Raw genomic sequence first — 21,199 nt, forward strand, 5'->3', positions numbered from 1 at the left:
TATACCCGAAGATGGGCGATGGGGGTATTAAGGCACAGGAACGAGGTGGGGTCAATTGATGCAGATGTAAAAGTGCCGCAGTGAAAACATTAATTAATGTTATATAAGATAATCATCGTATTTACATGCTCACTTTATTAGCCGTGAAACGAGGTAAAAATAAGTTTTATTAATGTTGGTGTCGATATTTGTTGATTTATATCAACTGACTCATTCTCTTGACCACTAAAATCAGCGGACATTACCGTATCGTTATTACTTTTACGGTCAGCATGGGGTGGTTGGATGCCTGCCTGAATATGCCTCGCGGGAGCAGAGGCTCTCTGTAGAGCACCTATGAATTTATTAAAATACTATCAACAATATCGTGACAAATGGTGGGCCTTGCCGCTTATCCTGCCAACGCTGTTATTACCTCTTGCCAGATGGGCGAATACATTTACCATGCTGAATGGTCATATGGTATTCCTGTATTATCTTCCCCTGGCGCTGGTTCTCAGCCTGATGATGTTTTTTGGCTGGGCGGCAATTCCGGGCATTATTATCGGCCTGTTGTTAACTCTGGCCAACGGCATGGCGCCCGAGCAGGCGATAGGCATGTTATTCCATTTTCTCATTCCCTGCGTGCTCTGCTGGGGCGGATACCGTATTTTTGTACCGCGACGCCAGCAGGTTTCGCATGGTAACGTCAAACTGATGCCGCATCGTCTGTTCTGGCAAATGCTACTCCCCTCGGTCATTTTTCTGATTCTGTCCCAGATCGCCGAATATCTGGGCCTTCATCCGCGCACGACGGAGATGACCGGCATTACGCCGTTTAGTTTACGGTCGTTAATTACCTTTCAGGCGCTGATGGTGGGATGTCTGACGGGGGTACCGTTGTGTTATTTGCTGCTGCGGATCATTCGTAATCCTTTTCATGTTCGCGGCTTTATTTCGCAAATTCGGTTACAAATTGATCCAAAAATAAAAAAGCTGGAAATCTTTTGCTGGGTGGCAATATTAATTTTGTTGCTCGGGTTATTATTGATGCCATTAAATAATACCAGCACAATATTTAGCACGAATTATACATTGTCATTGCTTATGCCTGTGATGCTCTGGGGGGCGATGCGTTTTGGCTATCGCTTTATCTCGCTGATCTGGACGCCAGTGCTGATCACCGTAATTCATTTTCATTACCGCTATTTACCGGTGTATCCGAGCTATAACACACAGCTGGCAATCACCTCCTCAAGCTATCTGGTATTTTCGTTTATTGTTGCCTATACGGCGATGCTGGCGACACAGCAGCGGTTGATCTACGCTCGCGTCCGGCAGATGGCATTCCTTGACCCGGTCGTACACATGCCTAATCTGCGGGCGTTGAGCCGGGCGCTCAACAGTACGAGCTGGTCGACGTTGTGTTTTCTACGTATTCCTGAACTGGAGCTGCTGGGGCGCCATTACGGCGTATTGTTACGCATTCAGTATAAGCAAATGCTGGCGAACCACCTGAGCGCGCTGCTGCAGCCTAATGAGGCGGTTTATCACCTTGCCGGCCATGATTTAGTTTTTCGCCTCAACAGTGAGGGGCACCAGGCACGCATTCACTTAATTGACCGTTCCCTGCGGCAGTTTCGTTTTCACTGGGATGGGGTTCCCCTGCAGCCGCGGATTGGCATGAGCTACTGCAACGTTCGTTCGCCGGTCAAGCATCTGTATCTGCTGCTTGGTGAGCTGAACACCATTGCCGACATGTCGCTGGCCAGCGGTCATCCGGAAAATATGCAGCGCCGTGGCGCCGGTCATGTTCAGCAGGATCTGAAAGATAAAGTCGTGATGATGAACCGCATCCTCAAGGCGCTGGAACAAGACCATTTTGTCCTGATGGCGCAGCCTATTCAGGGCATTCGTGGCGATCGCTACCACGAAGTTTTGCTGCGAATGCAAGGAGAGTCGGGTGAACTGATCGGGCCAAACGCGTTCCTGCCGGTGGCGCACGAATTTGGCCTTTCCTCACGAGTGGATCAGTGGGTCATCAAGCACACGCTGGACTTTATGGATACCAACCGGCAGGCGCTGCCTGGCCTGCGGCTTGCGGTCAATCTCTCTCCTGTTTCTCTGAGCCGCAGCCAGTTTCCCCGGGAGGTGGAAGATCTGCTGCAGACTTACAACATAGAGCCCTGGCAGATTATTTTCGAGCTAACCGAGAACTATGCGCTCAGTAACCCGGAACTGGTCTGTCAGACATTAGAGCATCTGCGGGCGTTGGGCTGCCGGGTGGCGATTGATGATTTCGGTACTGGCTACGCCAGCTATGCTCGCCTGAAAACCATGAACGTCGACATCCTGAAGATTGACGGCAGCTTTATTCGCAATCTGCTTGCCAGCAGTCTCGATTACCAGGTGGTGGACTCTATTTGTCGTCTGGCGCGCATGAAGAACATGCAGGTGGTGGCCGAATATGTGGAGTCGCCGGAGATACGCCAGGCGGTAATCGAGTTGGGGATCGATTATATGCAGGGTTATGATATCGGCGTACCGGTTCCCCTGGCGCAACTGGCGGAGGGGATGACCGCCTGAAGTAATAAAAAGCCGGGCGCGATGGCCCGGCTCTGATGATATCCACCGATTTGGTCAGGCGTCTGGCTCTTCTTCAGCGATCTTCAGCAGCCACTCAGGCACGCCTTCCCAGTACTGCTGCTCTTTTTCCAGATCCAGCAGCACCAGCGCGTTCTGGCTAAACCAGTCGTGCGGAAACGTCAGCGTCCAGTGGTGAGCTTCCGTTTGCAGCCGCAGGGTTGGCGGTGTCGTGGTGGCCTGACGCTGGTTATTCAGCAGCACGCCCAGGCGCAGCAGCTGGATCAGCGGCAGAAACTGCTTTTTCCTGAACAACGTAAAGCGCGGCAGGTCGTCGAGTTTTATCGCTTTGCGATGATAGCGCACCAGGGTGGCCATCAGCATCTGCTGCTCCTGGTTGAAACCCGGCAGGTCGCTGTTCTGCAAAATATAGGCCGAGTGGCGATGCATGCCGCTGTGGTTGATATTCAGTCCCACCTCATGGAGCATCACCGCCCACTTCAGCAGCGCCGCGAGGTGCGGATTGGCCAGCTTGGGATTCTGCTCCTGCCACTGCTCGAGCATATGGGTGGTGGTTTCCAGCACCCGGCGCGCCTGTTCGCGATCGATATTGTACTGATTCGCCAGGCTCTGTGCTGTACGGCTGCGAATATCCTGATGGCGGAAGCGGCCTTCCATTTCGTACAGCACGCCTTCGCGCAGCGCCCCATCGGACAGACGAAGCTCTTTAATGGCCAGCGCGTCAAACACGCCGCACAGAATCGCCAGCCCGGGGGCAAAGACCGCTTTGCGATCTTCAGAGAGACCGGGCAGACTGAGCGCGTCGAAGTTTTTATGCTTTAACAGCTCACTGACCAGCATTTCGAGGCGCTCTGGCGTTATAAATCCGTCCTTCTCACCCATGGCCACCAGTACTTCCTGCGCGGCTTTGATGGTGCCGGAGGCGCCCAGCGCCACGGTCCAGCCCTGAATACGGAACTGCCAGGCCAGCGTCTCCAGCTTCTGGACCGCCGCCAGGCGAGCACGCTGGAAATTCTCTTTGTTGATGGTTCCGCCGGGGAAGTAGGCCTGCGAGAAGCTCACGCAGCCCATGCGGCGGCTTTCTACCAGCCGGGGCTCGAAATCTTCACCGATAACCAGCTCGGTTGAACCACCGCCGATGTCAATCACCAGTTTGCGTCCGCGTTCCGGCTGCGTATGCTCAACGCCCATAAAAATCAGGCGCGCTTCTTCATTACCGGAGATGATCTCGATCGGGTAGGGGATCACTTTTTCAGCGCGTTTAAGAAACTCTGCCGCGTTGGTCGCCTGACGCAGCGTATGCGTTCCGACGATGCAAACGCTGGAGGGGGAGAACCCCTGCAGACGTTCGGCAAACAGCGACAGGCAGTTCAGCCCGCGGGTCATGGCTTCTTCGCTCAACACCGAGTTTTCATCGAGGCCATCGGCCAGATGTACGCGTTGTTTCAGGCGTCCAATGATCTGCATGGCGCCATCGACGACACGGGCGATCACCATATGAAAACTGTTCGAACCAAGGTCGACCGCAGCGAATTCCTGCGGCCGAGGGGTTTTTTCGTTTAGTGGCATAGGTTAGTCGGGTTGTTCGAGTGATTTGAGATAATCGTAAATCGCCATTTGTGCGCGTACTTTACGGCGATTGCCGCGCGGCACATAGCGATTACTCAGTTCTTTATCAAGATAGCGCGCTTTTACCGTATCGTTGAACAAGATATCAAAAATATCCAGTACCCGCTGCTTCAGACGTGGATCAAGCAGGGGAGCGGCAACTTCAATACGATAATCAATATTACGCGTCATCCAGTCGGCAGAGGAGAGCCAGACCTGTTTATCGCCACCATTTTCAAAACAGTAGACCCGGTCGTGCTCCAGGAAACGGTCGACAATGCTGATGACGCGAATATTTTCACTGATACCTTCCAGTCCAGGGATCAGCGAGCACATGCCGCGGATCAACAGATTGACCGGCACGCCGGAGCTGGAGGCGGCGTACAGTCTGTCCACCAGCCCTTTATCCACCAGGTTGTTCAGCTTCAGCGTAATCCCGGACGGTTGCCCGTTCTGCGCATTGGCGATCTCGCGGTCGATCATCTCATACAGCAGACGGCGCGAGTTCTGCGGCGACACCAGCAGGTAATCGAAGCTTACCGGGCGGTAGGGGTTTTCGATAAAGTTAAACACGCGGCGGACTTCATTGGTAATGCGCGCATCGGCGGTTAACAGTGAATAGTCGGTGTAGATCCGCGCGGTCTTTTCGTTGAAGTTTCCGGTGCCGATGTGGGCGTAGCGCACCACTTCATCGCCTTCCTTACGTGAGATAAGGAACAGCTTGGCGTGGATCTTCAGCCCCGGCGCGGAGAAGATCACGTGGACCCCCGCTTCCGTCAGGCGTTTCGCCCAGTGAATGTTGGCTTCTTCATCGAAGCGCGCCTGCAGCTCCACCACCACGGTCACTTTTTTACCGTTGTGGGCGGCGTGGATCATCGCGTCGATGATGCGCGAATCCTTGGCCACCCGGTAGATGTTGATTTTGATCGCCAGTACGCTGGGGTCGAACGAGGCCTGGCGCAGCAGCTCCAGCACGTGCTCAAAAGTGTGATAGGGGTAGTAGAGCAGCACATCGCGTTCGCGAATGGCGTCGAAGCCGTTGCGGAATTTATCAAACCACAGATGACGCAAACGCGGCATGGGTTTATTCACCAGATTGGCCTTACCGACATTCGGGAAACCGATAAAGTCTTTAAAGTTGTGGTAGCGACCACCCGGCAGCATTGAGTCATAGTTGGAAATGGAGAGCTTATCACGCAGCATTTCGACCATCGCGTCCGGCATATCGCGCTGGTAGACGAAGCGAACCGGCTCGGCGGTCAGGCGCTGCTTGAGGCTGGAAGACATCAGCTCCATCAGGCTCGACTCCATTTCATGCACCAGATCGTACTCGGCGTCACGGGTCATCTTCATCGAGTAGGCGTTCAGCGCATCGTAATCGAAGAAGCCTTTAAAAATATCATCCAGGCAATAGCGCAGGATGTTATCCAGTAAAATCATCGGTTTGCGACGGCGCGGCGCTTCCGGCGGCAGATTCACGAAGCGCGGCACTTTATCTGACGGGATTTCCAGCAGGGCATAGTTGATGTTTTCCCCGCGGATAATCTCCACCGCCAGATAGGTGTAATCATCTTTCAGAAACTGCACGAGGTCGGTTTCACGGTTAATCAGGATCGGCGAGATGTGCTGGCGTAAATACTGCTTGAAGTAGTTGCGCAGCCAGGCCTGCTGATTGACGGACAGCTGACGTTCGTTGATGAGGAAAATCTGGTTACGCGCCATCTCCAGCAGCAGTTCGTTGTACAGACTATCAAATTCCTGGTCGGCCTTCAGAACCCGGGCCTGAATTTTGCCTAACAGGTGGCGAGAATGGGCGGTACTGCCTTGTTCTTCACTGATAATAATCCGCCGCTTAAGCTCGGCGAAGCGTACTTTGTAAAATTCATCAAGGTTGTTGGAGTAGATCCCTAAGAAGCGCATGCGCTCAATCAGCGGGTTACTCTTGTCCGCCGCTTCCTGCAGCACGCGCTCGTTAAAAGACAACCAGCTGAGTTCTTTTTCGATGTATAGCTTTTCCTGGCCCATTACCGCTCACACTCCGTTTTACTCACAGGACGTAGACTATTATGACGAATTTTTCTGCATAGCGATTTACTGTGTCACAACAATATGACAGTAAGAAGAAATATTTCTGTGAGATGATTGATTAATAAACAATTTTAATGAAAAAAAAAAGCCCCGCGGTGTGGAAACGCAGGGCTGGGGTTTATTCTTCGGCGGCATAACCCTGGGGGGGAAGCTGTCGCTCATCCAGCCAGGCGTGGTTGCCTTCCATACGCAGACGCCCATCGACGAACCAGCTAATGACCAGCGGATAAATGGCATGTTCCTGGGTCTGAACCCGCGCCGTGACCTCATCTTCGCTATCGCCGGCGAAGACCGGCACTTTGGCCTGCAGGATAACTGGCCCACCGTCGAGCTCATCGGTGACGAAATGCACCGAGGTGCCGTGCTCCTCGTCACCGTTCTCCAGCACCTGGCGATGGGTGTGCAGGCCAGGGTACTTCGGCAGTAACGAAGGATGAATATTGAGCAGGCGTCCCTGATAGTGGCTGACGAATGCCGGGCTGAGGATACGCATATAGCCCGCCAGTACCACCAGATCCGGGGCGTAGGCGTCGATTTCATGCATCAGCTGACGATCGAACGCTTCCCGGTCGGCAAACTGACTTTGCGCCAGTGCATGGGCTGGAATGCCGGCCGCGCGCGCGCGCTCAAGGCCGAACGCATCGGCCTTGTTACTGAATACCGCACGCAGGGTGCCGTTTATCTGTTTCCGGCCGCAGGCGTCGATGATCGCCTGCAAATTGCTGCCGCTACCGGAAATCAGCACCACGATGTTTTTCATGCAATGACCACACGCTGTTCGGAATCGGAGGCTTTGATATACCCGATTTTCCACGCGCTTTCACCTTTCTCGTTCAGCAGAGCAATCGCTTTGTCCGCTTCCGCTGCCGGCAGGGCAATAACCATCCCCACGCCGCAGTTAAAGGTGCGGTACATCTCATGCTGGCTGACGTTACCCGCGGTTTGCAGCCAGTTGAAGACGGATGGCCACTGCCAGGAGGACTCATCAATCACCGCCTGGGTGTTGTCCGGCAGCACACGCGGGATGTTTTCCCAGAAGCCGCCGCCGGTCAGGTGGGCGATAGCGTGGACGTCGACGCTGGCGATCAGATCGAGCACCGATTTCACATAGATGCGGGTCGGCGCCAGCAGATGGTCGGCCAGCGGTTTGCCGTCAAGGTCGGTGGTCTGCGGGTCGACGCCGCTGACTTCGATAATTTTACGTACCAGCGAGTAGCCGTTGGAATGCGGGCCGCTGGAGGCCAGCGCCACCAGCACGTCGCCGTCGGCCACTTTGCTGCCGTCGATGATTTCTGATTTTTCCACCACCCCGACGCAGAAACCCGCTACGTCGTAATCGTCACCGTGATACATCCCTGGCATCTCAGCGGTTTCACCCCCTACCAGCGCGCAACCGGACTGCAGGCAGCCTTCGGCGATGCCGTTAATGACGCTGGCCGCGGTATCGACGTCCAGTTTACCGGTCGCGTAATAATCCAGGAAAAACAGCGGCTCAGCACCCTGAACCACCAGGTCGTTCACACACATAGCGACCAGATCGATGCCGATAGTGTCGTGACGCTTCAGATCCATTGCCAGACGCAGCTTGGTACCGACGCCGTCGGTGCCGGAGACCAGTACCGGCTCGCGGTATTTCTGCGGCAGTGCGCACAGCGCGCCGAATCCGCCCAGTCCCCCCATCACTTCCGGGCGACGGGTTTTCTTCACCACGCCCTTAATACGGTCGACGAGAGCGTTGCCTGCATCAATATCCACGCCGGCATCTTTATAGCTGAGAGAGGTTTTATCGGTCACTGCGAAGTCTCCACGCGTTTGCGGTAAGCAAGAAAAATCGGCGCAATTCTAACAGGGAAAGCAAACGTTTGCGAGCCTGCTTTACAGTTGGCGTAAAACCGCTGATGAATGGTTAAATTTGATACTGCTCACGAAAATGAAACCGGGTACAGTCTTGTGCTTGCCTCAGCGTAAAGGAATCCTCATCATACGACTGAAACCGGTTTCTGTGGTGATTCGCCGCGCGTTAGATCGGTTATTTATGCACGCCAGGGGAGGGATGAATGGAGATTGCGGCATTTGATATTGGTGGCACCGCGTTAAAGATGGGCGTGATGGCTCAGGACGGCAGGCTGCTGGAAACCGCGAAGCAGTCAATCAATGACAGCGATGGTGAGCACATCTTACAGACGATGCTGTCGTGGCTGGCGGCTCATCCCTCTTGCGGCGGTATCGCCGTTAGCGCGCCAGGCTATGTCGACCCGCATAGCGGCTTTATCACCATGGGCGGCGCTATTCGTCGATTTGATAACTTCGCCATGAAAGCGTGGCTCGAGGCCCGAACAGGGCTGCCGGTCGCGGTGGAAAATGACGCTAACTGTGTGCTGCTGGCCGAGCGCTGGCAGGGCAAAGCGGCAGAGATGGCCAATTTTCTGGTACTCACCATTGGCACCGGCATTGGTGGGGCGATTTATTGCCAACACCAGCTGATCCACGGGGCGCGTTTTCGTGCCGGCGAATTCGGCTATATGCTCACCGACCGTCCCGGCGGACGCGATCCTCGTCGCTATTCGATGAATGAGAACTGCACCCTGCGGGTGCTGCGCCATCGCTATGCGGAACATATTGGCGCGCCGCTGGACAGTGTGACTGGCGAAATGATTTTCGACCGTTATGACGCCGGCGACCCGGCCTGCCAGCGACTGGTCGCCGAGTTCTTCAATGGCCTCGGTCAGGGCCTCTATAACCTCGTCAATATCTTCGATCCGCAGACCATATTTATCGGCGGCGGCATTGTGGAACGTCCAGGGTTTCTGGCGCTGCTAAAGGAGCATCTGGCCTGGTTCGGCATTGCCGACTATCTCGATACCGTCAGTCACGGCAACGATGCCGGCCTGATTGGCGCGGTTTACCATTTCAATCAGCACTATCGTTCGCCTGGCGACGATCGACATTAGGGAGAGACTATGTCCGGATTTAAAGAAGGTTTTCTGTGGGGCGGCGCGGTTGCGGCGCATCAGTTAGAGGGCGGCTGGCAGGAAGGTGGCAAGGGGATCAGCGTCGCGGACGTGATGACCGCTGGCGCTCACGGCGTGCCGCGGGAAATCACTGACGGGGTGGTGGCGGGGAAAAACTACCCGAACCATGAGGCGATCGATTTTTATCATCGTTACCCGGAGGACCTGGCGCTGTTTGCCGAGATGGGCTTCAAATGTTTCCGCACCTCGATTGCCTGGACGCGTATTTTCCCGCAGGGCGATGAGCTGGAGCCGAACGAGGCTGGCCTGCAGTTTTACGATGATCTGTTCGATGAGTGTCTGAAACACGGTATTGAGCCAGTCATTACGTTGTCGCATTTTGAAATGCCTTATCACCTGGTCACCGAGTACGGCGGCTGGCGCAACCGCAAGCTGATCGACTTTTTCGTGCGTTTCGCCAGGGTCGTCTTCACCCGCTATCAGCATAAAGTGAAGTACTGGATGACCTTTAACGAGATCAACAACCAGGCCAACTTCCATGAGGACTTTGCCCCCTTCACCAACTCCGGCCTGAAGTATTTACCGGGTGAAGACCGGGAGCCGGTGATGTACCAGGCTGCCCATTATGAGCTGGTAGCCAGCGCCCTGGCGGTAAAAGCGGCGCGTGAGATCAATCCGGCGCTGCAGATTGGCTGCATGATCGCTATGTGTCCGATCTACCCGCTGACCTGCGCGCCGGACGATATGATGATGGCGATGAACGCCATGCACCGTCGTTACTGGTTCACCGACGTCCACGTGCGTGGCCGCTACCCGCAGCATCTGCTCAACTATTTTGCCCGCCGCGGCTTTACCCTCGATATCACCGAGGCCGATCGCCAGGCGCTAACCGAGGGCTGTGTCGACTACATTGGTTTTAGCTACTATATGTCGTTCGCCACCAAAGCCACCGAAGATAACCCCTTGCTCGACTATGATGAAACCACCAGCCTGGTCTCCAACCCGTATGTGAAAAAGTCGGACTGGGGATGGCAGATTGATCCGGTTGGCCTGCGCTATTCGCTGAACTGGTTCTGGGATCACTACCAGTTGCCGCTGTTTATTGTCGAAAATGGTTTTGGCGCGATCGATGTCCGTGAAGCGGACGGCAGCGTCAATGACCAGTATCGTATCGATTATCTCTCCGCCCATATCGCGGAGATGAAAAAGGCGGTGGTCGAGGATGGTGTCGACCTGATGGGTTACACTCCGTGGGGCTGCATCGATCTGGTTTCCGCCGGGACGGGGGAAATGAAAAAACGCTACGGCTTCATTTATGTCGATAAAGATAATGAAGGGAACGGCACGCTGGCCCGTAGCCGGAAAAAGTCGTTTGCCTGGTATCAGCAGGTGATTGCCAGCAACGGGGAGAACCTGTCGTAGTCGGGTGGCGCTAACGCTTAACCGACCTACAATACACGTAGGCCCGCGTAAGCGTATGGACTGCACCCGCAGCTAAGCCGGAGCCTCGCCTCCGGTTTTTTTGTCTCTAAATCACTTTGCTTGATATACGTCAAGCAAGATGGGTATGGCCTAATCCGAAAAAAGCGGTATAATCCCGCGATTTTTTTTGTGGCTGCCCCTCAGAGGAGAAAGAGAATGAAGATTGTGGAAGTCAAACACCCACTCGTCAAACACAAGCTGGGCCTGATGCGCGAGCACGACATCAGCACCAAACGCTTCCGTGAACTCGCCTCAGAAGTGGGCAGCTTACTGACTTATGAAGCCACCGCCGATCTGGAGACTGAGAAAGTCACTATTGAAGGCTGGAACGGTCCGGTGGAAGTCGAGCAGATCAAGGGCAAGAAAATTACCGTTGTGCCTATCCTGCGCGCCGGCCTCGGCATGATGGAAGGGGTGCTGGAGCACGTGCCGAGCGCGCGTATTAGCGTGGTCGGTATCTATCGCAACGAAGAAACCCTCGAGCCGGTGCCTTACTTCCAGAAGCTGGTGTCCAACATTGATGAGCGTATGGCGCTGGTGGTTGACCCGATGCTGGCCACCGGTGGGTCGATGATCGCCACAATCGATCTGCTGAAAAACGCCGGCTGCTCCAGCATCAAGGTGCTGGTACTGGTGGCGGCACCGGAAGGGATTGCCGCGCTGGAGAAAGCGCACCCGGACGTTGAACTGTACACCGCCTCTGTCGATAAGGGGCTGAATGAACATGGATACATCATTCCCGGCCTCGGCGATGCCGGCGACAAGATTTTTGGAACGAAATAATCGAATAACGATAAATAAGCCGACTTTGAGAGTCGGCTTTTTTTTGAATAAAACACACATAACTAACCATCTCAGAGGAAAACATTATGACGCGCCGTGCTATCGGGGTTAGTGAAAGACCGCCGCTTTTACAGACTATCCCGCTTAGTTTGCAGCACCTGTTCGCCATGTTTGGCGCAACGGTGCTGGTGCCAATCCTGTTCCACATTAACCCGGCCACCGTCCTGCTGTTCAACGGCATCGGTACGCTGTTGTACCTCTTTATCTGTAAAGGAAAAATTCCCGCCTATCTCGGATCGAGTTTCGCCTTTATCTCCCCGGTGCTGCTGCTGTTGCCGCTGGGCTACGAAGTGGCGCTGGGCGGCTTTATTATGTGCGGCGTCCTGTTCTGCATCGTCTCCTTTATTGTCAAAAAAGCGGGTACCGGCTGGCTGGATGTGATGTTCCCGCCGGCGGCGATGGGCGCCATCGTGGCGGTTATCGGCCTCGAACTGGCGGGCGTGGCGGCTAATATGGCTGGGCTGCTGCCAGCCGACGGCCAGTCACCGGACAGTAAAACCATTATTATCTCGATGGTGACGCTGGCGGTGACGGTGTTCGGCTCCGTGCTGTTCCGCGGCTTCCTGGCAATTATCCCGATCCTGATCGGCGTGCTGGTGGGCTATGCGCTGTCGTTTGTGATGGGCGTGGTCGATACCACCCCGATCGCCGAGGCGCACTGGTTCGCGCTGCCGACTTTCTACACCCCGCGCTTTGAGTGGTTTGCTATCTTCACCATTCTGCCTGCCGCGCTGGTGGTGATTGCCGAGCACGTGGGGCATCTGGTGGTGACCGCCAATATCGTTAAGCGCGATCTGATCCGCGACCCGGGCCTGCATCGTTCGATGTTTGCCAACGGCCTGTCGACGATCGTTTCCGGCTTCTTCGGTTCGACGCCCAACACCACCTACGGGGAAAATATCGGTGTGATGGCGATTACCCGGGTCTACAGCACCTGGGTAATCGGCGGCGCGGCGATCATTGCGATTCTGCTCTCCTGCGTCGGCAAACTGGCGGCGGCTATCCAGATCATCCCGGTGCCGGTGATGGGCGGCGTGTCCCTGCTGCTGTACGGGGTGATTGGCGCCTCGGGGATCCGCGTACTGATTGAATCGAAGGTGGATTACAGTAAAGCGCAGAATCTGATCCTCACCTCCGTGATCCTGATCATCGGCGTTAGCGGCGCTAAAGTGCACATTGGCGCCGCCGAGCTGAAAGGGATGGCGCTGGCGACCATCGTGGGCATCGCACTCAGCCTGATTTTCAAGCTTATCAGTGTCCTGCGTCCGGAAGAGGTGGTCCTCGACGCGGCGGATAGCGAAGAGGTTAAATAACGATCTCCTGACCGGGCGGCGATCCCGCCCGGTTCTCTCCGGACCTAAATCTGTGGTAAACTCTTCGCGTTTTTCTGTAAGCCTATGTTGAGGTCCATCTGAACGCACCGGCACAGCTCTCTTTGCCACTGTATCTTCCTGACGACGAAACCTTCGCGAGTTTCTGGCCGGGTGATAATCCTTCCCTACTTGCTGCCCTCCAGAACGTACTACGCCAGGAACACAGCGGGTACATTTATATCTGGTCACGTGAAGGGGCAGGTCGCAGCCACCTGTTACACGCCGCCTGCGCGGAGCTTTCCCAGCGCGGGGATGCGGTGGGCTATGTGCCGCTGGATAAACGGACGTGGTTTGTGCCGGAGGTGCTGGAGGGGATGGAACAGCTGGCGCTGGTCTGCATCGATAACATCGAGTGCGTCGCCGGCGATGAGCCCTGGGAGATGGCTATCTTTAATCTCTACAACCGGATCCTGGAATCAGGCAAAACCCGGCTGCTGATCACCGGCGATCGGCCGCCGCGGCAACTGAATCTTGGTCTGCCGGATCTCGCCTCACGGCTGGACTGGGGGCAAATCTACAAGCTGCAGCCGCTGTCCGATGAAGACAAACTGCAGGCGCTGCAGCTGCGCGCCAGACTTCGCGGCTTCGAAATGCCGGAAGACGTGTGCCGCTTCTTGCTAAAGCGACTGGATCGCGAGATGCGCTCGCTGTTTATGACCCTCGACCAGCTGGATCATGCGTCAATTACCGCTCAGCGTAAGCTGACCATCCCCTTCGTGAAAGAGATCCTTAAGCTTTAGTCCGTCAGCGGGGGCAGCTCCAGCTCCGTCAGCCCGGTTAACCGGGCGACCAGGTCGCGCGGAAGGCCGCTGTGTAGCATGGCGGCGGCGATACGTTGCGCCTCTTCTTTTCGGCCTTCCTGACGGCCTTGCGCCAGCCCCCGCTCCAGCCCTTGTTGTTCCAGATATTCCGCAATCGTCATCAACGTCTCCTTGTGCTGCGGCGTACGTAACGCCAGTTCGCGAATGAACTTGATTGGCTCGCGCGTATTGCCTGCCTGTACCAGATAGTGCATCAGGGCTTGTACCTGCGATTGCGTCGCCAGTCCAGTCAATAATAATTCGCTGAGCTTGTCGAGGAGCTGCGCCAGATCGCGTTGTCGAATATGTTTTTGCAGTAACTCCAGCGTCGCCATGCGCTGGTGGGTGGCAATATCGTCATCCGGAATAACGGTAATGTCCGCCAGCGGAAACGCTTCGTGATAAAGGCGGCTGGCCAGTTCCGGGGCGGCGAATTCATCGAGCCAGCGAAGAGAGAATGGATAAGGGCTTACCAGGCCATGGTAGAAGAGGACAGGGATCACCAGCGGCAGGCGATCGTGGCCGGCATCGAGATGGCGCTGCATGGCGGCAATGGCGTAGCGCATTAGACGAAAGGCCATATGCCGGTCGGGCGTGCTCTGGTGTTCGATCAGCGCATAAATATAGCCATCTCCCGCCGTGGTTTTCAGGGAATACAAAATGTCGGCATAAAAAGGACGCAGATCGTCTTCGACAAAATGTCCTGACTCGAGATGCAGCGTACGCAGATCGCACACCTCAAGCAGCGTCTTGGGCAGATACAGTTGCAGGAAATCACGGGCGGTTTCGGGATGGGAGAGGTAGGTCTTAAATACGGCGTCATGGGGCGTGGGGGTCGGTTTTTTCATGTTCATCCGTCCAGTGGATTGCGTGATGGATGAACACTAACACCGCCCGGCGGGCGCGCGGGATTGGCGTGGAAGATCTGGAATCAGCCACGTAAAAAAAGCGCCGCGAAAGTGCGGCGCGGGTGGGTTAGCTCACGATCTCGAGGACCTGCTCCGGCGGCCGGCCAATACGCGCCTGGCCGCGGCTGACGACGATCGGGCGTTCGATGAGCTTCGGATTATCGACCATGGCCTGAATCAGCGCTGCGTCGCTAAGCGCCTGGTCGGCAAGATTGAGCGATTTGTACAGATCCTCCTTCTGACGCATGAGCTCGCGAGGGCTCTCCATACCCAGCAGCTGCAGCAGCTGACGTAGCGTATCGGCATTCGGCGGGGTGTCAAGATAGAGCACCACCTCGGGATCGATGCCGTGACTCTGCAGCAGGCTTAGCGTTTCGCGGCTCTTGGAGCAGCGTGGGTTATGGTAAATTTTTACCACGTCGGTCATGGGGTCTCCTTACATTTTTTGATAGGGACGGAAGCGAGCCTGCAGATCGCGTAGCTGATCGATACGGGCATCGTAACGCGCCTGCTGCAGGCTACCGAGTTTCACCTGCGAGCTGGCGCTGCTGAGCAGGGAAATCGCCTGCTCCAGCTGGCCGACCAGCGCCATGCTTTCTGCCCGCGCCGCCAGCTCCTGGTCACGATTGCCCAGCGCGCCTTCCGCCTGGGCAAGCAGATCCCAGCCGTTGCCATCCTCTTTATAGGTAAAGGTATACCGATTCAGGATGGTCGCCGCTTCCCCGGGCTGTCCGCCCTGCAGTAAGGCGTTGGCCAGGTTCAGCTGCAGCACCGGATTCGTGCGTAGCTCGCGAGCATTTTTAAGGCGATTGATGGCGTCGCTGGTTTTCTTCTGCCCGAGGTCGATATCGGTGGCCAGGTCGAGATACCAGGCGTTTTGCGGGTCGGCGCTGAGCAGCGGCTGCAGCGCTTTGCGTGCCTGGTCAAAGTTATTGCTTTCCATCGCCAGCAGGGCGCGGCCATACTGCGCAGCATGCTGCTGACGGATATTGCCTTTATCCCAGGCGCTCAGCAGATCGGTGCCCAGTTTATTGTCACCGTTGGTGTACATCCCGAGGGTGCGCGCTTTCGCCAGATAGAAGTCTGCGGAGGATTGCACTACCACCGGGCGCATCTGGTTGGCGCGGTTACGGGCATCGGCAAGCCGGCTTTCCGGCAGGGGGTGAGTGAGCAGCATTTCCGGCGGCCGCGTCGAATAGCGCGACTCATCAAGCAGTTTGCCCATAAACATCGGCATGGCCTGCGGGTCAAATCCGGAACGCTGCAGAACCTGAATACCAATCCGGTCGGCTTCTTCTTCATTTTGTCGGGTGAAGCTGATCATGCCCTGCTGAGTACCGGCCAGCGTGCCGGTCAGCGCCGCCATCCCGGCCTGCGGGCTGGCCATCGCCAGCAGAATTGAACCCAGCGCGCCGACCCAGGTCAGCGGCGCATTGCGTTTCTGATCTTCCATTGCGCGGGCGAGATGCCGCTGGGTCACGTGGGAGATTTCGTGCGCCATGACAGAGGCCAGTTCGCTCTCATTATCAGAGTAGCGGAACAGGGCAGAGTGGAGGACCACGTTGCCGCCGAAGAAGGCGAAGGCGTTGATCTGGTCGTTATTAATCAAATAGAAATGGAACGGGGTGCGTACCGAGTTGGCGTGTGCCACCAGACGCATACCCAGTCCGTTGATATATTGCACCAACAGAGGGTCGTTGATCAGCGGCGCGCTGCCGCGCAGCTGGCGGACGTAGTAGTCTCCCATCTGCATTTCCTGACCAATTGACAACGTGCTTCCTGCGGAGGTCCCCATGTCCGGCAGGGTATCTGCGGAGTCAGCAAAAGCAGGGCCTATCGAACCCAGCGTCAGCGACGCGATCACGGTCGCCACCAGCGTTTTCTTCAACTGCCTGAACATAACCTCTGTCCTGTAATGTGGGTGTGCCAGTTTGACCGATTGTGCGGCGTAATGTTCCCTGGCCGCATCCCAGCGAGTTTAGCTGGCGTTGGGCGCATTGAAAATATGTTCTTAATGGCGGAGAAAGGTTTGTCTGCGGCGCATCAAAAAGCGAAGTCTTTTTTGTGACATTTCGATACAATTCCCCGGATTGTCGCCGCGTTGCCCTTCAGGGAAGGTTTTATGCTTGAGATGTTAATGCAGTGGTACCGCCGTCGCTTCAGCGACCCTGAGGCGATAGCGCTGCTGGTTATTCTGCTTGCCGGTTTCGGCATCATGTTCTTTTTTAGCGGCCTGCTGGCTCCGTTACTGGTCTCTATCGTGCTGGCCTATCTGCTGGAGTGGCCGACCGTACGTCTGGAGCGCATCGGCCTGTCGCGCACCTGGGCGACTTCGCTGGTGCTCATCCTTTTTGTCGGCATTTTGCTGCTGCTGGCCTTTGTGGTGCTGCCGGTGGCCTGGCAGCAGGGGATCTATCTCATCCGCGATATGCCGGGCATGCTCAACAAGCTCTCTGACTTCGCCGCCACGCTGCCGCGGCGCTATCCGGCGTTAATGGATGCCGGCATTATCGATGCGATGGCGGAAAATATGCGCACCCGGATGCTGACGGTGGGCGACTCGGTAGTGAAGTACTCTCTGGCCTCGCTGGTGGGGCTGCTCACCCTGGCGGTCTATCTGGTGCTGGTGCCGCTGATGGTCTTTTTCCTGCTGAAGGATAAAGAGCAGATGCTCAACGCGGTGCGTCGCGTGCTGCCGCGTAATCGCGGGCTCGCCGGGCAGGTGTGGAAGGAGATGAATCAGCAGATCACCAACTACATTCGCGGCAAGGTGCTGGAGATGATTGTCGTCAGCGTCGCCACCTGGATAGGCTTTATCCTCTTTGGCCTCAACTACTCGCTGCTGCTGGCGGTGCTGGTGGGCTTCTCGGTTTTGATCCCCTATATCGGCGCGTTTGTGGTGACCATTCCGGTGGTGGGGGTGGCGCTGTTCCAGTTTGGCGCTGGCACCGAGTTCTGGAGTCTGTTCGCGGTCTATCTGATTATCCAGGGGCTGGATGGTAACCTGCTGGTCCCGGTACTGTTCTCGGAAGCGGTCAATTTACACCCGCTGGTGATTATCCTGTCAGTGGTGATCTTTGGCGGGCTGTGGGGATTCTGGGGCGTCTTCTTTGCTATTCCGCTGGCCACGCTGATTAAAGCGGTGGTGCATGCCTGGCCGGACGGTCTGGTGGTCGACGACGACTGAGGTATTCAGGAACAAAAAAGACGCCGGGCGAGGACTTCCTCTCCCGGCGTTTTGCTTTGCATCAGGCGTTTTCTTTCAGCCAGTTCAGCACTACGTCGTGGTGATTGCTGGTTTTGAAGTCATCAAAAACGTGTTCGATTTTGCCATCGGCATCAACAAGGAAACTAATCCGGTGAATACCGTCGTAGGTTTTCCCCATAAAAGTTTTTTCGCCCCAGACGCCAAACTGCTCGCAAACCTGATGATCTTCATCAGACAGCAGCGTGAAGTTCAGCAGTTCTTTTTCGGCAAATCGGGAGAGCTTTTCCGGTTTATCGGTGCTGATGCCCAACACTTCGACTCCGGCTTTTTTCAACTCGTCCATATTATCGCGCAAGCCGCACGCCTGGACGGTGCAGCCCGGGGTCATGGCTTTTGGGTAAAAATAAACCAGGACACGCTGTCCCTGGAAGTCGGTTAAATTTACTTCCTCGCCGTCCTGGTCCGGTAAGCTAAATTTCGGTGCGATATCACCGGCTTTCAGTGGGGTCATGGGTTAAACTCCATCCTGTTCATCATGCTGTGAATAATTAACGATGTTAATACTGCCTTGTGCATTCAGTTCTGTACATAGGGCTTTGAACGCTTGTTCGATATTTGCGGCATTTTGCGTCGCAGGACTGTGGGCAGTTATCTGGATAAAAAGCTGCGCGGAATCACCATCTCCCGGCTGCGTGCGGGACACCAGTTCCGCGATATTCATATTCCATGTATCGCACAGGGCAGTAAAACGCTCGATGATATGCGGTGAGTCCGGCACCTCAACCTGGACCCAGACGGTGTTTGGCATGGCCTGCGGCGGGCGGGCGGTGGTGCGCTTCATCACGATCAACAACTCCAGTTCCGCGCCTTTCAGCGGCAGGGTTGATTCGATCAGGTTAATTGCATTCCACGACCCGGAAAGCAGCATGATAAACGTAAACTCATCACCGAGCATGGCCAGCCGGCTGTCTTCGATATTACAACCGCAGCTGCTGACGTGGCGAGTGATCGTATTCACGATGCCGGGACGGTCAGCCCCCAGGGCGGTAATAACCAGATAGTGTTGTAATGAGGCTGTCAAACCTGTTCTTCCTTTAAAAAGGTGAGGTAACATTAGGAAAGCATAAAAAAAACCGCCATACAACATCCCTGATGGCGTCGGGTCTCTTGCTTTTATTACAGCTCCAAACGTAACATTGAGAATCTTGTCGCACTTCTGCTCTGAGGATGGCCCATGTTCACGGGAAGTATTGTAGCGCTTGTCACGCCGATGGATGAAAACGGTAATGTCTGCCGGACAAGCCTGAAAAAACTGATTGATTACCATGTCGCCAACGGAACCTCGGCGATCGTTTCGGTAGGGACTACCGGTGAATCCGCAACGCTGAGCCATGAAGAGCATGGCGACGTGGTGATGATGACGCTGGAACTGGCTGACGGACGTATCCCGGTGATTGCCGGAACGGGAGCCAATGCAACCGCAGAGGCGATTAGCCTGACCAGGCGTTTTAATGACAGTGGGGTTGTCGGCTGCCTGACGGTCACTCCTTATTATAACCGCCCGACCCAGGAAGGCCTGTTCCAGCACTTTAAAGCTATCTCCGAACATACTGACCTGCCGCAAATTCTGTATAATGTGCCGTCCCGTACCGGGTGCGATATGCTGCCGGAAACCGTTGGTCGTCTGGCGCAAATTAAAAATATTGTTGGTATTAAGGAAGCAACAGGGAACTTAAGTCGCGTTCACCAGATCAAAGAGCTGGTTTCAGACGACTTTATTCTGCTGAGCGGTGACGATGCGACCGGTATGGACTTCATGCAGCTCGGCGGCGTGGGCGTGATTTCCGTCACCGCCAACGTGGCGGCGCGCGAAATGGCCGACATGTGCCGTCTGGCGCTGGCGGGTCAATTTGCCGAAGCGCGTGCGATTAACCAGCGTCTGATGCCACTGCATACAAAATTATTTGTCGAACCCAATCCTATCCCGGTGAAATGGGGATGTAAGGCGTTGGGTCTTGTGGCGACCGATACGCTGCGCTTGCCGATGACGCCTATCACCGACCATGGTCGTGAAGCCGTCACCGCCGCGCTGAAGCATGCCGGTTTGCTGTAAAGTTTAGGGAGATTTGATGGCTTACTCAGTACAGAAGTCGCGCCTGGCGAAGGTTGCGGGTGTTTCGCTGGTTCTACTCCTCGCGGCCTGTAGTTCCGACTCGCGCTATAAGCGTCAGGTGAGCGGTGATGAGGCCTATTTACAGGCGTCACCGTTGAGCGAACTTCACGCGCCGGCGGGGATGATCCTGCCGATTCAGGTGGGCGATTACAACATTCCGGTGGCCAACAGCACCGGCGCGGTGGGCAAGGCGCTGGACATTCGTCCGCCGGCACAGCCGCTGGCGTTGGTTAGCGGTGCCCGAACCCAGTTTAATGGCGATACCGCGACGCTGATGGTTGAGAACGGTCGTAGCGGTTCGCTGTGGGCGCAGGTCACCAGTATCCTTCAGTCGAAGAACTACGTTATCGCGAAACGCGATGATGCGAGCCAGACGCTGAACACCGACTGGGTTGAGTGGAACCGCCTTGATGAAGATCAGCAGTATCGCGGTCGTTATCAAATCTCCGTCAAACCGCAAGGGTATCAGCAAGCGGTGGTGGTTAAGCTGGTGAATCTGGAGCAGGCGGGTAAACCGGTTGCCGATCCGGCGTCACTGCAGCGTTATAGCACCGCCATGCTGAACGTCATTTCGGAAGGCCTTGATGCGAGCGCCACCAGCGCTCAGAACGCGGCTCAGCGCAGCGCGGGTGCTACCTTTGACGTGCAGAGCGCTGCCGATGATACCGGTCTGCCGATGCTCGTCGTTCGCGCGCCGTTTAACATGGTGTGGCAACGTCTGCCGGGCGCCCTCGAGAAAGTGGGGATGAAAGTGACCGACAGCACGCGCTCGCAGGGCAGCATGGCGCTGACCTATAAGCCGCTGTCTGATAGCAGCTGGCAGGAGCTGGGCGCTCGCGACCCGCAGCTGGCCTCCGGTGACTATAAGCTTCAGGTCGGCGACCTCGATAACCGCAGTAGCCTGCAGTTCATCGACCCGAAAGGACACACGCTGACGCAGTCGCAAAATGACGCCCTGGTAGCCGTATTCCAGGCCGCATTTAATAAGTAATCGAAAGGGCTGGAGCAATCCGGCCCTTTTTAATGTATAGTGACGCAAACGTGTGCGTATACAGATTATCCTTCAAATCGCCTCTTTGTTGGCTGCTTTCGTTCCCCCAGTCCCTTACTTTTGTAAGCTCCCGGGGATTCGCTTAGTTGCCGCCTCGATGCACTTTGAAT

19 protein-coding genes are annotated in these 21,199 nt (G+C 55.8%); 10 read left to right on the top strand and 9 right to left on the bottom strand.

What is annotated here, in order from left to right; all coding sequences use genetic code 11:
- Positions 1–336: 336 nt before the first annotated feature.
- On the top strand, positions 337–2,565 hold the full coding sequence (locus ACKLKD_RS03175; RefSeq protein ID WP_025711501.1) for an EAL domain-containing protein: 2,229 nt from the start codon (positions 337–339) through the stop codon (positions 2,563–2,565).
- A gap of 54 nt (positions 2,566–2,619) precedes the next feature.
- On the opposite strand, the gene ppx is transcribed toward ACKLKD_RS03175, so the two are convergent.
- From ppx to purM, 4 genes are all read right to left on the bottom strand, one after another.
- On the bottom strand, positions 2,620–4,152 hold the full coding sequence (ppx, locus tag ACKLKD_RS03180; protein ID WP_025711500.1) for an exopolyphosphatase: 1,533 nt from the start codon (positions 4,150–4,152) through the stop codon (positions 2,620–2,622).
- 3 nt (positions 4,153–4,155) lie between these two features.
- Entirely contained in the window at positions 4,156–6,216 is a 2,061-nt protein-coding gene (gene ppk1 / locus ACKLKD_RS03185; RefSeq protein WP_002913838.1) for a polyphosphate kinase 1, read from the bottom strand.
- Positions 6,217–6,397: 181 nt separating this feature from the next.
- On the bottom strand, positions 6,398–7,039 hold the full coding sequence (gene purN / locus ACKLKD_RS03190) for a phosphoribosylglycinamide formyltransferase (RefSeq protein ID WP_087805102.1): 642 nt from the start codon (positions 7,037–7,039) through the stop codon (positions 6,398–6,400).
- The gene (gene purM, locus ACKLKD_RS03195; RefSeq protein ID WP_025711497.1) at positions 7,036–8,073 is read right to left on the bottom strand and encodes a phosphoribosylformylglycinamidine cyclo-ligase; all 1,038 of its coding nucleotides are present in this window, start codon (positions 8,071–8,073) and stop codon (positions 7,036–7,038) included. Before purM ends, purN begins: the two co-directional genes overlap by 4 nt.
- A gap of 263 nt (positions 8,074–8,336) precedes the next feature.
- On the opposite strand from purM, the gene bglK reads away from it, so the two are divergent.
- The 5 genes from bglK (at position 8,337) to ACKLKD_RS03220 (ending at position 13,689) form a co-directional block, all read left to right on the top strand.
- Positions 8,337–9,230 (top strand): beta-glucoside kinase BglK, encoded by an 894-nt coding sequence (gene bglK, locus ACKLKD_RS03200; protein WP_025711496.1) that lies wholly within the window; start codon positions 8,337–8,339, stop codon positions 9,228–9,230.
- A 9-nt stretch (positions 9,231–9,239) separates the two neighbouring features.
- Positions 9,240–10,673, top strand: coding sequence for a 6-phospho-beta-glucosidase (locus tag ACKLKD_RS03205; protein WP_087805100.1), 1,434 nt, complete (start codon positions 9,240–9,242; stop codon positions 10,671–10,673).
- Between the two features lie 216 nt (positions 10,674–10,889).
- Positions 10,890–11,516, top strand: coding sequence for a uracil phosphoribosyltransferase (gene upp / locus ACKLKD_RS03210; protein ID WP_025711494.1), 627 nt, complete (start codon positions 10,890–10,892; stop codon positions 11,514–11,516).
- Between the two features lie 86 nt (positions 11,517–11,602).
- Complete coding sequence (gene uraA, locus ACKLKD_RS03215; RefSeq protein WP_080896860.1) at positions 11,603–12,889, top strand: uracil permease; 1,287 nt, start codon at positions 11,603–11,605, stop codon at positions 12,887–12,889.
- 98 nt (positions 12,890–12,987) lie between these two features.
- The gene (locus ACKLKD_RS03220) at positions 12,988–13,689 is read left to right on the top strand and encodes a DnaA inactivator Hda (protein ID WP_020947395.1); all 702 of its coding nucleotides are present in this window, start codon (positions 12,988–12,990) and stop codon (positions 13,687–13,689) included.
- On the opposite strand, the gene ACKLKD_RS03225 is transcribed toward ACKLKD_RS03220, so the two are convergent.
- The 3 genes from ACKLKD_RS03225 to bepA all read right to left on the bottom strand — a co-directional run bounded on the left by ACKLKD_RS03225 (position 13,686) and on the right by bepA (position 16,557).
- Positions 13,686–14,597 (bottom strand): Rpn family recombination-promoting nuclease/putative transposase, encoded by a 912-nt coding sequence (locus tag ACKLKD_RS03225; protein WP_087805098.1) that lies wholly within the window; start codon positions 14,595–14,597, stop codon positions 13,686–13,688. The two genes, ACKLKD_RS03220 and ACKLKD_RS03225, sit on opposite strands and share 4 nt — an antisense overlap.
- Before the next feature lie 127 nt (positions 14,598–14,724).
- On the bottom strand, positions 14,725–15,084 hold the full coding sequence (gene arsC, locus ACKLKD_RS03230; protein WP_087805096.1) for an arsenate reductase (glutaredoxin): 360 nt from the start codon (positions 15,082–15,084) through the stop codon (positions 14,725–14,727).
- A 9-nt stretch (positions 15,085–15,093) separates the two neighbouring features.
- Positions 15,094–16,557, bottom strand: a complete 1,464-nt coding sequence (gene bepA / locus ACKLKD_RS03235; protein WP_025711490.1) for a beta-barrel assembly-enhancing protease — start codon at positions 16,555–16,557, stop codon at positions 15,094–15,096.
- A 51-nt stretch (positions 16,558–16,608) separates the two neighbouring features.
- On the opposite strand from bepA, the gene ACKLKD_RS03240 reads away from it, so the two are divergent.
- Both ACKLKD_RS03240 and ACKLKD_RS03245 read left to right on the top strand, forming a co-directional pair.
- Positions 16,609–16,725 carry a hypothetical protein gene (locus tag ACKLKD_RS03240; protein WP_042929118.1) on the top strand — a complete coding sequence of 39 codons (117 nt, stop codon included), beginning with the start codon at positions 16,609–16,611 and terminating at the stop codon, positions 16,723–16,725.
- Between the two features lie 54 nt (positions 16,726–16,779).
- On the top strand, positions 16,780–17,844 hold the full coding sequence (locus ACKLKD_RS03245) for an AI-2E family transporter (RefSeq protein ID WP_025711489.1): 1,065 nt from the start codon (positions 16,780–16,782) through the stop codon (positions 17,842–17,844).
- A gap of 61 nt (positions 17,845–17,905) precedes the next feature.
- Here the strand turns inward: ACKLKD_RS03245 and bcp are convergent, their stop codons facing one another.
- Positions 17,906–18,376, bottom strand: coding sequence for a thioredoxin-dependent thiol peroxidase (gene bcp / locus ACKLKD_RS03250; RefSeq protein ID WP_025711488.1), 471 nt, complete (start codon positions 18,374–18,376; stop codon positions 17,906–17,908).
- A 3-nt stretch (positions 18,377–18,379) separates the two neighbouring features.
- Positions 18,380–18,946 carry a glycine cleavage system transcriptional repressor gene (locus tag ACKLKD_RS03255; protein ID WP_002913804.1) on the bottom strand — a complete coding sequence of 189 codons (567 nt, stop codon included), beginning with the start codon at positions 18,944–18,946 and terminating at the stop codon, positions 18,380–18,382.
- 153 nt (positions 18,947–19,099) lie between these two features.
- Here ACKLKD_RS03255 and dapA point away from each other — a divergent pair, with 153 nt between their 5' ends.
- Positions 19,100–19,978, top strand: coding sequence for a 4-hydroxy-tetrahydrodipicolinate synthase (gene dapA / locus ACKLKD_RS03260; protein ID WP_025711485.1), 879 nt, complete (start codon positions 19,100–19,102; stop codon positions 19,976–19,978).
- Positions 19,979–19,994: 16 nt separating this feature from the next.
- Positions 19,995–21,029, top strand: a complete 1,035-nt coding sequence (gene bamC / locus ACKLKD_RS03265) for an outer membrane protein assembly factor BamC (protein ID WP_008803834.1) — start codon at positions 19,995–19,997, stop codon at positions 21,027–21,029.
- The last annotated feature ends 170 nt before the right edge of the window (positions 21,030–21,199 follow it).

Origin of the sequence: Klebsiella sp. 10982, from assembly GCF_048589245.1 — a bacterium.
Taxonomy (GTDB): Bacteria; Pseudomonadota; Gammaproteobacteria; order Enterobacterales; family Enterobacteriaceae; genus Klebsiella; species Klebsiella quasivariicola.